Source organism: Microbacterium sp. NPDC089321 (genome assembly GCF_040684935.1).
Classification (GTDB): Bacteria; Actinomycetota; Actinomycetes; order Actinomycetales; family Microbacteriaceae; genus Microbacterium.
In genome coordinates, this window is the sequence record NZ_JBFBGX010000001.1 from 697,332 (window position 1) to 709,391 (window position 12,060).

General features: G+C 67.4%; 15 protein-coding genes. 12 read left to right on the forward strand and 3 right to left on the reverse strand.

Going from position 1 to position 12,060, the window contains the following annotated elements:
• The first annotated feature begins 54 nt into the window (after positions 1 to 54).
• From AB0N59_RS03250 to AB0N59_RS03260, 3 genes are read left to right on the forward strand one after another with little or no spacing between them, the layout of a single operon-like run.
• On the forward strand, positions 55 to 504 hold the full coding sequence (locus tag AB0N59_RS03250; protein ID WP_363478647.1) for a very short patch repair endonuclease: 450 nt from the start codon (positions 55 to 57) through the stop codon (positions 502 to 504).
• Between the two features lie 23 nt (positions 505 to 527).
• A complete protein-coding gene (locus tag AB0N59_RS03255) occupies positions 528 to 854 on the forward strand; it encodes a nucleotide pyrophosphohydrolase (RefSeq protein WP_363478650.1) in 327 nt (108 codons plus the stop codon).
• Positions 851 to 2,578, forward strand: a complete 1,728-nt coding sequence (locus tag AB0N59_RS03260) for a DNA/RNA helicase domain-containing protein (RefSeq protein WP_363478653.1) — start codon at positions 851 to 853, stop codon at positions 2,576 to 2,578. The genes AB0N59_RS03255 and AB0N59_RS03260 overlap by 4 nt, the downstream gene beginning before the upstream one ends.
• Here AB0N59_RS03260 and AB0N59_RS03265 read toward each other — a convergent pair.
• Both AB0N59_RS03265 and AB0N59_RS03270 read right to left on the reverse strand, forming a co-directional pair.
• Positions 2,566 to 3,186, reverse strand: coding sequence for an HNH endonuclease (locus AB0N59_RS03265; RefSeq protein WP_363478656.1), 621 nt, complete (start codon positions 3,184 to 3,186; stop codon positions 2,566 to 2,568). The two genes, AB0N59_RS03260 and AB0N59_RS03265, sit on opposite strands and share 13 nt — an antisense overlap.
• 9 nt (positions 3,187 to 3,195) lie before the next feature.
• Positions 3,196 to 4,119: a hypothetical protein gene (locus tag AB0N59_RS03270; RefSeq protein ID WP_363478659.1), complete on the reverse strand. Its 924-nt coding sequence runs from the start codon at positions 4,117 to 4,119 to the stop codon at positions 3,196 to 3,198.
• 98 nt (positions 4,120 to 4,217) lie between these two features.
• Between AB0N59_RS03270 and AB0N59_RS03275 the strand changes: the two genes are divergently transcribed.
• Positions 4,218 to 5,219 (forward strand): nuclease-related domain-containing protein, encoded by a 1,002-nt coding sequence (locus tag AB0N59_RS03275; protein WP_363478662.1) that lies wholly within the window; start codon positions 4,218 to 4,220, stop codon positions 5,217 to 5,219.
• Positions 5,220 to 5,361: 142 nt separating this feature from the next.
• Positions 5,362 to 6,153 carry a DNA/RNA non-specific endonuclease gene (locus AB0N59_RS03280; protein WP_363478665.1) on the forward strand — a complete coding sequence of 264 codons (792 nt, stop codon included), beginning with the start codon at positions 5,362 to 5,364 and terminating at the stop codon, positions 6,151 to 6,153.
• 4 nt (positions 6,154 to 6,157) lie between these two features.
• Here the strand turns inward: AB0N59_RS03280 and AB0N59_RS03285 are convergent, their stop codons facing one another.
• On the reverse strand, positions 6,158 to 6,721 hold the full coding sequence (locus AB0N59_RS03285) for a TetR/AcrR family transcriptional regulator (protein WP_363478668.1): 564 nt from the start codon (positions 6,719 to 6,721) through the stop codon (positions 6,158 to 6,160).
• A 79-nt stretch (positions 6,722 to 6,800) separates the two neighbouring features.
• Between AB0N59_RS03285 and AB0N59_RS03290 the strand changes: the two genes are divergently transcribed.
• The 7 genes from AB0N59_RS03290 to AB0N59_RS03320 all read left to right on the forward strand — a co-directional run bounded on the left by AB0N59_RS03290 (position 6,801) and on the right by AB0N59_RS03320 (position 11,908).
• Positions 6,801 to 7,802 (forward strand): SDR family NAD(P)-dependent oxidoreductase, encoded by a 1,002-nt coding sequence (locus AB0N59_RS03290; protein WP_363478671.1) that lies wholly within the window; start codon positions 6,801 to 6,803, stop codon positions 7,800 to 7,802.
• A gap of 181 nt (positions 7,803 to 7,983) precedes the next feature.
• Positions 7,984 to 8,682, forward strand: coding sequence for a hypothetical protein (locus AB0N59_RS03295; protein WP_204975306.1), 699 nt, complete (start codon positions 7,984 to 7,986; stop codon positions 8,680 to 8,682).
• Positions 8,683 to 8,684: 2 nt separating this feature from the next.
• Positions 8,685 to 9,425 (forward strand): hypothetical protein, encoded by a 741-nt coding sequence (locus AB0N59_RS03300; protein WP_363478674.1) that lies wholly within the window; start codon positions 8,685 to 8,687, stop codon positions 9,423 to 9,425.
• Positions 9,422 to 10,069 (forward strand): hypothetical protein, encoded by a 648-nt coding sequence (locus AB0N59_RS03305; RefSeq protein WP_363478676.1) that lies wholly within the window; start codon positions 9,422 to 9,424, stop codon positions 10,067 to 10,069. Before AB0N59_RS03300 ends, AB0N59_RS03305 begins: the two co-directional genes overlap by 4 nt.
• Positions 10,070 to 10,093: 24 nt before the next feature.
• Positions 10,094 to 10,960: a hypothetical protein gene (locus AB0N59_RS03310; RefSeq protein ID WP_363478679.1), complete on the forward strand. Its 867-nt coding sequence runs from the start codon at positions 10,094 to 10,096 to the stop codon at positions 10,958 to 10,960.
• Positions 10,961 to 10,999: 39 nt separating this feature from the next.
• On the forward strand, positions 11,000 to 11,326 hold the full coding sequence (locus AB0N59_RS03315) for a hypothetical protein (RefSeq protein WP_363478682.1): 327 nt from the start codon (positions 11,000 to 11,002) through the stop codon (positions 11,324 to 11,326).
• A gap of 96 nt (positions 11,327 to 11,422) precedes the next feature.
• Positions 11,423 to 11,908: a pyridoxamine 5'-phosphate oxidase family protein gene (locus tag AB0N59_RS03320; protein ID WP_363478685.1), complete on the forward strand. Its 486-nt coding sequence runs from the start codon at positions 11,423 to 11,425 to the stop codon at positions 11,906 to 11,908.
• The last annotated feature ends 152 nt before the right edge of the window (positions 11,909 to 12,060 follow it).

Genomic DNA, 12,060 nt, shown 5'->3' on the forward strand with positions numbered 1-12,060 from the left:
GATGGAGCGCCGGACACTCAGCCAACCGACGAGCGACCGCTCTACCATCGACACATGATTCCGCCCGCTACCCGAGATCGAGCGGCGCAAGCTCAGACGGCGCCCTCGGACGGCCGCCGTCGGAATATGCAAGCGAATCGGCGGCGTGACACCAAGCCGGAGCTGATTCTCCGCTCTGCGCTGCACCGGGCTGGGTACCGGTACCGCTGTGATCTCCGACTCGACCTCGACGGCGGACGCGTACGACCGGATGTTGTCTTCACCCGCCGACGCGTGGCGATTTTTGTTGACGGGTGCTTCTGGCACTGCTGCCCGCTTCACGGCAGCCACCCGAAGGTCAACGAAGGCTACTGGTCACCGAAACTGCTGAAGAACGTCGAACGTGATCGCAGGAACGACAGCCTCCTCGAAAGCGCCGGTTGGAAGGTGGTGCGCATCTGGGAGCACGTGCCCGTTGCAGATGCGCTGGCCCAAGTACGTCTCATACTCGACGCGCGCGGGTAGGCTGCCCCTGCTACGTTCTCCCCATGCCGTCCGCCGCAACGCTGCAGGCCCTCCGCGACTTCGCTGTCGAGCGCGAGTGGGATCAGTTCCACACGCCTGAGAACCTCGCGAAGTCCATCTCGATCGAGTCGGCAGAGCTGCTCGAACTGTTCCAGTGGGGGCAGACGCCCGACCAGACGCGGGTACAAGAGGAGCTCGCCGATGTGCTCACCTACTGCTTCCAGATGGCGACGCGGCTCGGGGTCGACATCGACGAGATCGTGCTGAGCAAGCTTGAGAAGACGCGCGCGAAGTACCCAGTCGATCTGTCCAAGGGCCGCATCACGAAGTACACGGATCTGCACCCATGACCGAGTTCAGCATCGAGCGACTCCCGTTCGAGCGACAGCACGTCGACGCGTGGGGACGCAGCGATGCGCAGCACACCGACTGGCCGGTCGTGTACGTGCTCGACAGTTCGAGCCGGAGCAAGAAGCTGTATGTCGGCGAGACGGTGAATGCGGCTTCCCGAATGCGGCAGCACCTCGCTGGCTCGAAGAAACACGAAGGTCTCGAGTCGATCCGCGTCGTCATCGGCGAGCGCTTCAACAAATCCGTCTGCCTCGACCTCGAATCGCACCTGATCCGCTGGTTCCACGGTGACGGTCAGTACAGCATCCTGAACGGCAACGACGGCCTCAGCGACGCGCGCTACTACGACCGCGACATCTACCGCGAGTCGTTCCGCGACGTCTTCGAGGCGCTGCGCGCTGAGGGCCTGTTCAGCCGCAACATCCCTCAGATCGAGAACAGCGACCTCTTCAAGCTCTCGCCGTTCAAAGCTCTCACCGACGACCAGGCCATCGCGATCGAAGACATCGTCGAGGGTCTGCTGGCCGATCTGCAGCATCCCGATGCCCGCTCGACACTCGTCGTGCAGGGCGACCCTGGCACGGGCAAGACGATCATCGCGATCTTCCTGATGAAGCTGCTCGCCGACATCCGCGACTACCAGAATCACGACGACATCGAACCCGACTCGATGTTCGCCGAGTTCTTCACCACCGAGAACCGCGAGCTGCTGCGCGAACTGAAGATGGCCCTCGTGATCCCCCAGCAGTCGCTGCGGCAGTCGGTGCGGCAGGTGTTCAAGAAGACGCCGAAACTCGACCCGGCGATGGTCCTCACGCCTTTCCAGGTCGGCCAATCGGATGCCATGTTCGACCTGATCCTGGTCGACGAGACGCACCGTCTGAATCAGCGCGCGAATCAGGCGTCGGGCGCGCAGAACAAAAAGTTCCGCGAGATCAACGAGGAGCTGTACGGCTGGGACGACCCGACGCGCACCCAGCTCGACTGGATCAAGGAGCGCAGCCGCCACCAGTTGCTGCTCGTCGATGGGGCGCAGAGTGTTCGGCCGCACGACCTCGCGCCGGCGACTCTCGAACAGGAGCTTCGGTATGCCAAGGACTCGCACCGCCACTTCCGGCTGACCACGCAGATGCGGGTGCGCGCCGGTGCGGATTATGTCGAGTACATCCGTGCGATTCTTCGCGACGAGCATGCGAAAAGACCGGACCTCGGGGATTACGACCTGCGCTTCTTCGACGACCTCGGCGAGATGCGTCGCGCGATACGAGGTCGCGACCGCGAGGTCGGGCTGTCACGCCTCGTCGCAGGGTATGCCTGGGACTGGGTGTCGCGCCGCGATCCCTCGGCGTTCGACATCGAGATCGACGGCGAGCGGATGCGCTGGAACAGCACCGACAAAGACTGGATCAACGCTCCCGGATCACTGGAGGAGGTCGGCTCGATCCACACCGTGCAGGGATACGACCTGAACTACGCCGGCGTGATCATCGGGCCCGATCTGCGTGTTGGTGCAGATGGGGCGATCGTCGCTGATCGCGAGGCATACCGCGACAAGAAGGGCAAGGAGAACACCGGGCACCTCAAAGACGCGTTCGGCGATGACGACCTGCTCGTGTTCATCCGGAACATCTACGGGGTGCTGCTGACGCGGGGCATGTTGGGGACGTATGTGTACGTGTGTGACGAGGAGTTGCGAGCGCAGCTTCGGCGCTACTCGAGTTGAGTGGATTCGTCGGGGTCGGCTGTCAGGCGTGGCTCAACGGCCTCTTCAATCCTGGCCGAGATCCGGGCTCTGATTTGCTCAACGACCTCTTCCGCAGCGCGCATCTGACGCAGCAGGGCACGATGATTGGCCCAGTGCTGCTCCCACAGTTCCTCTCCGACGATTCCGGCGAAGTCCACCTGCGTCGGTCGTGTCCATGACTCGTAGCGTTCGAGCGCTTCCGCGCGAGCTTCGATGTCGGGAACCCCTCTTGCTTTCGGCGATAGCCGTGCCGGGCCAAACATCCAGTCACGCCAAGGTTTGTTGCCCTTACTCTGATTGCACTTCCCGCAAGCGGGCACGAGATTATGGATCTCGTGTATGTAGCCGGTCGGGCGCTGGTTCTGCACAAGCGGCCGGAGGTGGTCCCACTCCGTGGCTCGGTCGCCGCAGTATGCGCAGACCACTTCGGCCGACATGCCCAGGACTTCAAGTGCCTCGTCGATCTCGGTGTCGCTTGGCCGGATGATCGGGACTATGCCGTTCACAAACGAGTTCGTAATCGACGAAGATCGCCCGGTGATCCGAACTGCGTTCGGCATCGCGAAGCGGAATGATGTCTGCGGCACCGCTTCAGCCTACGATTCGCCGTTCGGGGCACCCGCGCCTCGAGGCCGTTCCGCGAGCATCCGCACCACTGTCCCAACCACCGCAAGCACCACCGCCACCCCCACCGGCCACACCTCCACCCCGAGCGCCATCGGGAACACCTGTGCCGCAGCCTGCGCCATCTCCCCCACGTCACCGTCGAGCACCCGCATCCCGAGCGCGTAGCTGAGAGCCGTGAACACCGCGGGCAGCACCCACAGCGCGAGCAGGCCGACCACCCACACCACCAGCCGCGAGAGCGGACGCACACCGCACCAGATCAGCGCCGCCGCGACAATCACCGCGGGCACCCAGCGCAGCACCATCCCGACCTCCTGCGGATAGCCGGTGATCGGGTTGAACGACGCGATCATGAAGCTGATCCAGCTGCGCACCGGCACCGCAGCGAGCGCGACGGCGAGCGCGGGCAGCGGCACCGCGGGGCGCGATGCCATCCAGCATCCGACCTGCGCCAGCAGCAGCCCGACCAGCACGCCGCCGAGCATCCCTCCGAAATAGAGCATCTCGCGCGGTCGGGCCGAGCCGTCGGCGATACCGAGGCCGTTCGCCAGCACCGCGAAGCTCTGCGCCGTCACGATCAGGTGCACGAGCAGCACGCCGAGCGCCGCCGGCCAGGCGCGCGCCCTCAGCATCCGCACCACAAGCCCGGCGACCACACCGCCGAGCAGCAGCATGACGAAGATGCTCAGCGCGTAGTACTGACTCAGCGGCAGCAGCGAGAACGGCATGTCTTCCGGCATCGTCTGCTCGTGCCACAGGTTCTGCAGCGGCAGCCGGCCGCCTCCCACCCACGACGGGAAGAGCAGAACGACGGATGCCACGATGCCGACGACCAGAGAGATCCAGGCCGGTCTTCGTGCCGCAGCGGTATCGACTTCAGTGTCGGAATGCATGAGGGCAGTCAACCATCCACCGGTCCGAGGAAGGACACGGATCTACGCGTGTCTACTCGAGGCTCGGAAACGTCGGCGAATGCTGCTTTACTCGGGGCGTGGACACGACGACGACGTACGCGGTGGCGCTGGCCCTCGTTCTGCTGCTGCTGGTGGCGCTGGTGCTGTACCGGCGGCAGCGCCGCAAATGGCAGGCGCAGCGGGCTGAAGATTCACAACGGCACGAACAGCACCTCGCCGCGGTCGCCGCCGATCACCAGCAGCAGGTCATGGCGCTGCACGCAGGCCAGGCCGCGAGCGATGCGCTGCGCGACCGCGCACTGCACCTCGCGGCGCGCGGCATGCGGTGGGAGCTCAACTCGCGCGAGACGCTCGTGAAGGCATGCGAGGCAGCCTCGCTGAACGCGATCGTCGCCACCAATGTCGTGTTCGCCATCGCCTCGCCCGACCGGTCGTTCTGCGCCCAGATCGACCACGTCGTCGTCACCGACAACACCGTGCTCGTCATCGACAGCAAGTACTGGAACGGGCTCGTCTTCGACGGCACCCGGCCCTCGCAGCTCGCCGCTCCCTTCGCGGCGATGTTCGACGAGAAGCAGCTGACCCCGCCGTTCTCCGTTCATCTGCGCCAGCGCGACGATGCGTCGATCGGCCTGCGGGTCGAGGCGGGAACCTCTTCGCCTGCCCGCCAGGTGCGCGTCGGAGCATCGCGCCTGCACGCGTATCTGAACCCGCGGGTCGGCGAGCTGCCCTTCATCGACACGTGCGTGTTCTACTCGCATCCCGACGCGACCGTCGTCACCCCCGGCGTCGACGTGCAGGGCAACGCCCGCACGCTGATCGCCGACGTCAACACGATCGGTACGATGCTGCGGCGAGCCCACACGGCACGACCAGAGCAGTCCTCGCCCGAGCGGGTCGACCGCATCGCCGAAGCGCTGACCGAACTGGGAGCCGACATCGTGCGCACCGGCGCCTTCGCCGTCGACCGCCCCGTCTCACCGGTGGCGCTCGACTACCGCATTCGGAGCCGCCGGGAGCGGACCAGCGCTCGCGTCGGCTCTATGACCGAACTGCCTCCCGGCGCTTCTGGCCCCTGAGACCCGTCAGACACGTCTCGTTCCGCGCCGGTGCGGCTCTCTGCACCGAGACCCGGATGCAGCTCCGCCGCCGCGTACCGGTCGGCGAGACCACGACCACGTCCGCGGGCGCCGTGTCTGACCCATGCGCGATCATGAGGCCATGGCCGACGGATACGATCCCGACTTCCTCACGGTGCAGGTGCCGCTTCCGGCATCCGCCCTCGACGCGCACGAACTGACCTACCCGCACTTCTCGGTGCTGCTCGACGTGCGCCGTCGGCTCGCCGCCGTGACGGCCGTGAACATCGATGGCGCGCTGCTGCGCGACCTGCCGCGGTCGGGTGACTGGCGGCTGGATCCGCGGGTTCCGCAGAGCGACCAGACCGGTCCTGAGGTGTACGCCCGCAACGACCTCGACCGGGGGCACCTCGTGCGGCGGCGCGATCCCGGCTGGGGCGAGAACGCGGCGGATGCGATGACGGCCACCTTCTTCTACCCGAATGCCGCGCCGCAGGCGGCCGGGTTCAACCAGTCGAAGGAGCTGTGGCTCGGGCTGGAAGACCATGTGCTCGGGTACGCCGAGACGACCGATCAGCGGATCTCGGTCTTCACTGCGCCGGTGCTCGGTGACGATGATCCTCCGTACCGCGGCATCCGGATCCCGCTGCGGTTCTGGAAGGTCGCCGCCTGGGTCGGCCCGAACGGTCTGGCCACGGCCGGCTTCGTGCTCGACCAGCGTGAGCTCGTCGACACCCGCGACGGGCTGCTCGCCGCGCCGCCGCTCGGCGCGTTCCGCACGTTCCAGGTGCCGGTGGCCGACATCGCGGCGATGACCGGCGTCGACCTCTGCATCCTGTCCGACGCGGACGTGCTCTCGACTCCTGCCGCGCGCGACGAGGGGTGGCGGATGCTGCAGACGCCCGCCGAGGTCGTGCTCAGCCGCTCGGTCTGAATGCTCAGAGCGTCGAGTCGCCGCGTCCGATCCCTCGGACGATGACGTCGACCACGGCATCCACTCGCTGGTCCTCCATCGGTCCGCCGACGAGAGCCGCGTACGACCCGAGGGCGATCAGCTGATCCGCCACGACGGCGGCGTCGACGTCGACTCGCACCTCGCCCGCCTGCACAGCCGCGGCCAACCGTGCCGCAGTCCACTCCCGCAACGGGGCCGCCAGGCGCGCGTTCAGCTTCTGGCCCAGCTCGGGGTCGGTCGCGGTGACGGCGATGAGGGCACGCGCCAGCGCGACGGCCTCGTCTCCGTGCGATGAGAGCACCGAGCGCAGGTCGGCACGCAGGTCGTCGGTCACGGGAAGCTCGACGGCGGGCAGCGATCCGTCGAGCAGCGCCTCGCCGAGGATCGCCGCCTTCGACGGCCACCACCGGTAGATCGTCTGCTTGGCGACGCCCGCCTCGAGAGCGAGCCCCTCGATCGTCACCGCGGCATACCCCGAACCCGACAGAGCAGCGCGCATAGACGCCAGCACCGCCTGGCGGGCATGTTCACTTCGGGGTCTGGCCACCCGAGAAGCGTACCGAAGGGATACCATTAGTAGACGCAGCGTTGCGAAACTCGACAGCACGCACGAGCAAGGAGAGACCATGGCCCTGACCGCACACTCCACCATTGGCGACTGGCTGAACGATCCGATCGGCGGCGACCTCATCAAGGACCTGCTCGCCCAGTCGGGCGCCGATCCGTCGCAGCTCACCCCCGTGCTCGGCCTGCCGCTGCAGCAGCTCGTCGTCATGAGCCAGGGCGCCATGCCGCAGTCCGTCGTCGACGACCTCGTGCGCGCAGCGAACGGCGGCGAGATCCCCGCCGACGGCGAGAGCGCCGGCTGGACAGAGACCATCACCCCCGGCCGCTTCGCAGGCAAGACCGTGATCGTCACGGGCGCAGCATCCGGAATCGGTCGCGCCACGGCATCCCGCATCGCCCGCGAGGGCGGCCGCGTCGTCGCCGCCGACATCTCGGCCGACAAGCTCGACGCCCTGACGACCGAGCTCGCCGGCCACGACGTCATCATCGTCGCCGGAGACCTGACCCAGCAGGCATCCATCGACGCCGTCGTCGCCGCCGCCGGCGACCGCATCGACGCCCTCGCCAACGTCGCCGGCATCAACGACGACTTCTCGCCCGCGGGCGAGACCACCGACGCTGTCTGGGACCGCGTGATCGCCATCAACCTCACGGCGCCGTTCAGGCTCATGCGAGCGGTGCTGCCGATCATGGAGGCCGCGGGGCGCGGCGCGATCCTCAACGTCTCGAGCGAGGCGGGGCTGCGCGGCAACGCCTCCGGCAACGCCTACACCGCCAGCAAGCACGGCATCATCGGCGTCACGAAGTCGGCCGCGTTCATGTACGGCCCCAAGGGCATCCGGGTCAATTCGGTCGCACCGGGCGGCGTCGCCACCGGCATCCCGATGCCGCCGAACATGTCGGAGTACGGCTCGGGTCGCCTCGCGCCCTTCCAGCAGGCGATCCCCACCGTCGCAACGGCAGAGCACCTCGCCGCGTCGATCACCTTCCTGCTCAGCGACGACGCCGTCAACATCAACGGCGCCATCCTCGCCTCCGACGGCGGGTGGTCGGTGCAGTAAGCGCGCCGAGAAGTCAGAAAGGCACCTGCCGCATGCCCGGGAGGTGCCTTTTCGACCTCTCGCCGCGTGCTCGGGCCCCAGTGAGCGGCGATCGGGCCGCCTCGACGGCATGGGTTGTTCTCCCCATCGAGAGGATGTCGCCCGACCCAATAGCCTGGAGCGTGGAGGTTGTGCCGTGGGGATGATGCTGCCGGATGAACTGATCTGGGTGATGGAGAAACTGGGCTTCGACTGGCCCGACATCGATGAAGACGAGCTTCGTCGTGCGGGAGTGATGATCTCGAACTTCCGGGGCGACCTCGAGAGCAAGATCCAGCAGATGGATCGCAAGGTCAACGGCGACATGGTCGCGGCCATGCGGGGGCAGGCCGGCCCCGCCTACGTGAGCGCCTGGAACACCAACCGCTCGCAGAACCTCGAGAAGCTGCTCGACCTGCTGCACCCGGTGCCCGGCGGCATCGACATCGCCGCCGACGTGGTCTTCGGCCTCAAGATCAAGGTGATCGCCGACGTGACCACCACGATGATCACCCTCGTCGGCATGCTCACCAACCCCGTCACGGCTCTGGGCGCGGGTCCGATGCTGCTGATCAAGAAGAAGCTGCTCAACGCGGCGGTCGACATCGCCGTCGAGCAGCTGATGAACCAGCTGCTGCCCATGGCGATCGAACCGCTCGCCGAGCAGCTGCCTCAGGTCATCGCCGCCGCCCTCGAGTCGCCCATCGTCGAAGCCGTCGCCGGCGACCCCGACGAGTTCTACGCCGACCTGCAGGCCCTCGAGCAGGCCGAGGGCGAGATGGAGCAGCACGCGTCCGATGTCGAGACACTGACCGCGCAGCTCATGGCCGACCTGTCGAGCCTGAACATCACGGGAGGCTGACCATGGGACACCCGCTGAAGAACGCCGTCGAGCCTCTGCTGAGGGCACTCGACGACACCCCCATCCACGTCAGGCAGCTCGCCGAGATGTTCCGCAAGCACGGCGCGAACTCCAAGCGCAACGGCGTCGAGATCACCGACCTCGACGACAAGGACGTCGTGCCCGACGGGCTGCAGAACGGGTGGAAGGGCGACGGCAAGTGGGACCCGAGCGAGGTCGAGAAATGGGGCAAGGGCAATCGGCCTGACCCCTCGGAGTATCTCGACGACGACTACGTGCAGCAGCACCTCGACAGGTTCTCTGACGGCGCGAGCAAGATCTACTTCTCAGATTCGCTGCACACCTACGGCCCCGGTCAGGCCGATCACACCACTTTCGTGTTCCCGACCTCCGAGCTGCAGAAGATCCTCGATGAGACCGGCGGCGACGCGCACGCCATCGCCGACCGCCTTGGTATCGACCGGAAGTGGTTCCACGTCGGTGGTGACATGAACAACCCCCTCGTCGACGTCGAGGTGCGCAATTTCGCTCCCGAGGAGCTCACCAACCTGCGCATCCCCTCAGGCAACGAGGCGGGCACCAACGAGAACTGGATTCCCGGCGGCTATCTGCCGACGGGCATCCCCGAGGCGATCATCGACATCCCTGAGACAGCGACGGGCGTCGGGGACGTATTCAAGGGCGATGGTGACTACAACTTCGGTCACTGGCCTGGCACAGGCCAAGGGCTGACTCTCTCATGAGCGCGCTTTCGATGGAGTCGCTGCGCACCGGTGCGGTGATCAGCTTCGACGGCGAGCAGATGGTGGCTTCCGGGGCCGGCATCGTCGAGGCGGCCGCACGCCTGACAGCACAACCGGCCGCCCACCGCGATCACTGGCTCACCGCCGCAGTGCCCGTCCTGGCGCGCGGTCATGCGTGGATCGTTCCGCTGTTCTGGATGCCCGAGGGCGACGACCTCGCAGAGAGCGACCGGGAGGCGCTGCGCACCCGTGCCAGTGAGCTCGGGCAGAGCATCATCAGCGCGTGCCGGTATGCGTACGGCGAGCCGCTGAGCGTCGATTTCGCCGGCAGCGGGGGCCCCGCACTGTACGCGGCTGAGCTGGCCCGAACAGGCGCGGCGACGGGCGCGTGGTGGGCGGTCGGCGATCACGCGATCGTGCTCGTCTATCACCGCGCTCACGATGGCGCGCCGACGCAGCGGATGTCGTTGCAGGTCGTGCCCATCGGCTGGGTGTCGGAGCGGCGTCCTACGAAGCCGAAGAAGATGCCGCGCCTGGACCTGGCATGGAGCTGGTCCGACCTCGTCGATTTCGCCGCCGCGACGCGGCAGCCCGAGTCGGTCGACGGCACCGCTCGCGCCGGGGGCGTCGAACCCGGCCGATAGTGTTGCAGGGCAGGACGAGGCGTCGTGACGAATGCGTGGGGAGAGACCGGAATGAATGCTGTGGCGCGCATCTACGCAGCCAGTGAACTGGGCGTGCTCGCCGTCACCGCACCCGGCGATGCCCACCCGCGCGTCGAGTACATCGGCGGCGAGCTGTTCGTCGGCCTCGACGATCCGGCCGGATCGGCGGTCACACAGGGGCAGGTCGAGACCTGGACCCGCTCGTTCGCCGACGTGGTGGCGGATGCCGTGGCATCCGCCGGACCCGTCCCCGCCGGCGACGACGGGCTGATCCTCATCGAAGACGAGGTGGTCTCGGCATCCGTGCTGGTCTCGCCCGACCGCATCCCGGCGGATGCCCTGGCGGGCGCACCCGTGCTGTTCGCTCTCGCCCGCGACCAGGTCGCGATCGTGGGCGCCGACGACGAGGCCGCGGTGGCGCGGGTGCTCGACCTCGCCGAGCGGCTCTACGACCAGGGCGGTGCGCTGGTCAGCGCCCATCCTGTGGCCCTGACCCCGGCGGGGTGGGAGCGCTTCGACTGGATCCAGCGGTATCCCGCGCTCGAGATGCGCATCGCGCGCGTGCTGCGCTTCTTCAGCGTGCGCGCGTACGAACGGCAGGGCGAGGCGCTGCAGCGTCCCGACGTGCGCTTCCTCATCCCGAAGACCCGCGTGCTCGAGACCGGCGTCACCACCACGTTCGCGGCCTGGCCGAAGGGGGTCGCGTCGCTGCTCCCCGTCGTCGACAACGTCATCATCGCCGACAGATCGGGCACACTCAGCGTCGCCACGTTCGACCAGTTCCTCGATGCCGGCGGAGACGCCATCGTGCGCACCGGGCTGTCTCCCGTGCGGTACTTCATCCCCAGCGAGGCGCCCGAGCCGGAATGACCCGGCGGGGCGCGCGTGCGGTCGTCTAGGCTCCGAGCCATGACCGATCAGCGCACCGTCCTCCTGCACGTCTCCGACCGCCCGGACGACATCTCACGCGCGATCGGCATCGCGCACACCCTGCATGACGCACGGCCGGAGTACAGCATCCGGATCATCGTCAACGGACCGGCCGTGCGCGGGGCGACCCGCGACGCCGATCCGCTCGAGGTGCCCGGCTTCGCCTCGATCGAGATCTGCGAGGGCGGGCTTCGCGGCCGCGGCATCCCGTTCGACTCGCTGCAGCCGGGCGTCGTGACGACGGCGTCGGCCGCCGTCGCGATCGCCGACGCCCAGTTCGACGGCGCCGCGTACAACCGCGTCTAGGCGAGTCGGGCTCGGCTCTCAACCCCCTGTGCCGATGCCCGCATCCGCGGCATGGTGGACGCTTCGATGCAGATTCGACGCGAAGGGTGCGATGCCATGACTCATACCGATGAGTACAAGAAGGTCGCAGAGCTGATCAAGGACTTCCGGTTCGCGATGTTCGTCACGCAGGATCCCGACAACGGCAAGCTGGTCGCGCACCCGCTCACCGTGCAGGAGGCCGAATTCGACGGCGACCTGTGGTTCCTCGTGTCGAAGGTGGCCGGCCCCATCGCCGACCTCGTGCCGGATGCCCCGGTCAACGTCTCGTTCAGCGGCGACTCGTCGTGGGTGTCGCTGTCGGGCACCGCTCGGCTCATCGAAGACCGGCAGAAGATCCGCGAGCTGTGGAACCCGATGGTCGAGGCGTGGTTCCCCGACGGGCCGGACGACCCGGCGGTCGGCGTGCTGAAGTTCGACGCCGAATCGGCCGAGTACTGGGACAGCCCCGGCGGCAAGATCGCCACGGCCTTCAGCTTCGTGAAGTCGAAGATCACCGGCGAGCGCTACGACGGCGGCGACAACGCGACCGTGGAGCTGTAGGACTCTCGTCGTGGCCGGGTGCTGCCGGTCATAACTCAGGAGATCCAGCCCTGTCCGGCCGGCTTGCGGGGGTTTCGGGCGGTTTCGGGCGCAGTTCTCCGGAGTTATGACCGTGCGGCCGCCACGCGACCCGCTCAGCCGCGCAGCGCGCA

Coding starts and splice junctions, on each gene's coding strand:
- AB0N59_RS03305 (WP_363478676.1), top strand. CDS start 9,422: ATGAGCGCGCTTTCGATGGAGTCGCTGCGCACCGGTGCGGTGATCAGC.
- AB0N59_RS03320 (WP_363478685.1), top strand. CDS start 11,423: ATGACTCATACCGATGAGTACAAGAAGGTCGCAGAGCTGATCAAGGAC.
- AB0N59_RS03290 (WP_363478671.1), top strand. CDS start 6,801: ATGGCCCTGACCGCACACTCCACCATTGGCGACTGGCTGAACGATCCG.
- AB0N59_RS03250 (WP_363478647.1), top strand. CDS start 55: ATGATTCCGCCCGCTACCCGAGATCGAGCGGCGCAAGCTCAGACGGCG.
- AB0N59_RS03270 (WP_363478659.1), bottom strand. CDS start 4,119: ATGCATTCCGACACTGAAGTCGATACCGCTGCGGCACGAAGACCGGCC.
- AB0N59_RS03295 (WP_204975306.1), top strand. CDS start 7,984: ATGATGCTGCCGGATGAACTGATCTGGGTGATGGAGAAACTGGGCTTC.
- AB0N59_RS03255 (WP_363478650.1), top strand. CDS start 528: ATGCCGTCCGCCGCAACGCTGCAGGCCCTCCGCGACTTCGCTGTCGAG.
- AB0N59_RS03280 (WP_363478665.1), top strand. CDS start 5,362: ATGGCCGACGGATACGATCCCGACTTCCTCACGGTGCAGGTGCCGCTT.
- AB0N59_RS03315 (WP_363478682.1), top strand. CDS start 11,000: ATGACCGATCAGCGCACCGTCCTCCTGCACGTCTCCGACCGCCCGGAC.
- AB0N59_RS03300 (WP_363478674.1), top strand. CDS start 8,685: ATGGGACACCCGCTGAAGAACGCCGTCGAGCCTCTGCTGAGGGCACTC.
- AB0N59_RS03260 (WP_363478653.1), top strand. CDS start 851: ATGACCGAGTTCAGCATCGAGCGACTCCCGTTCGAGCGACAGCACGTC.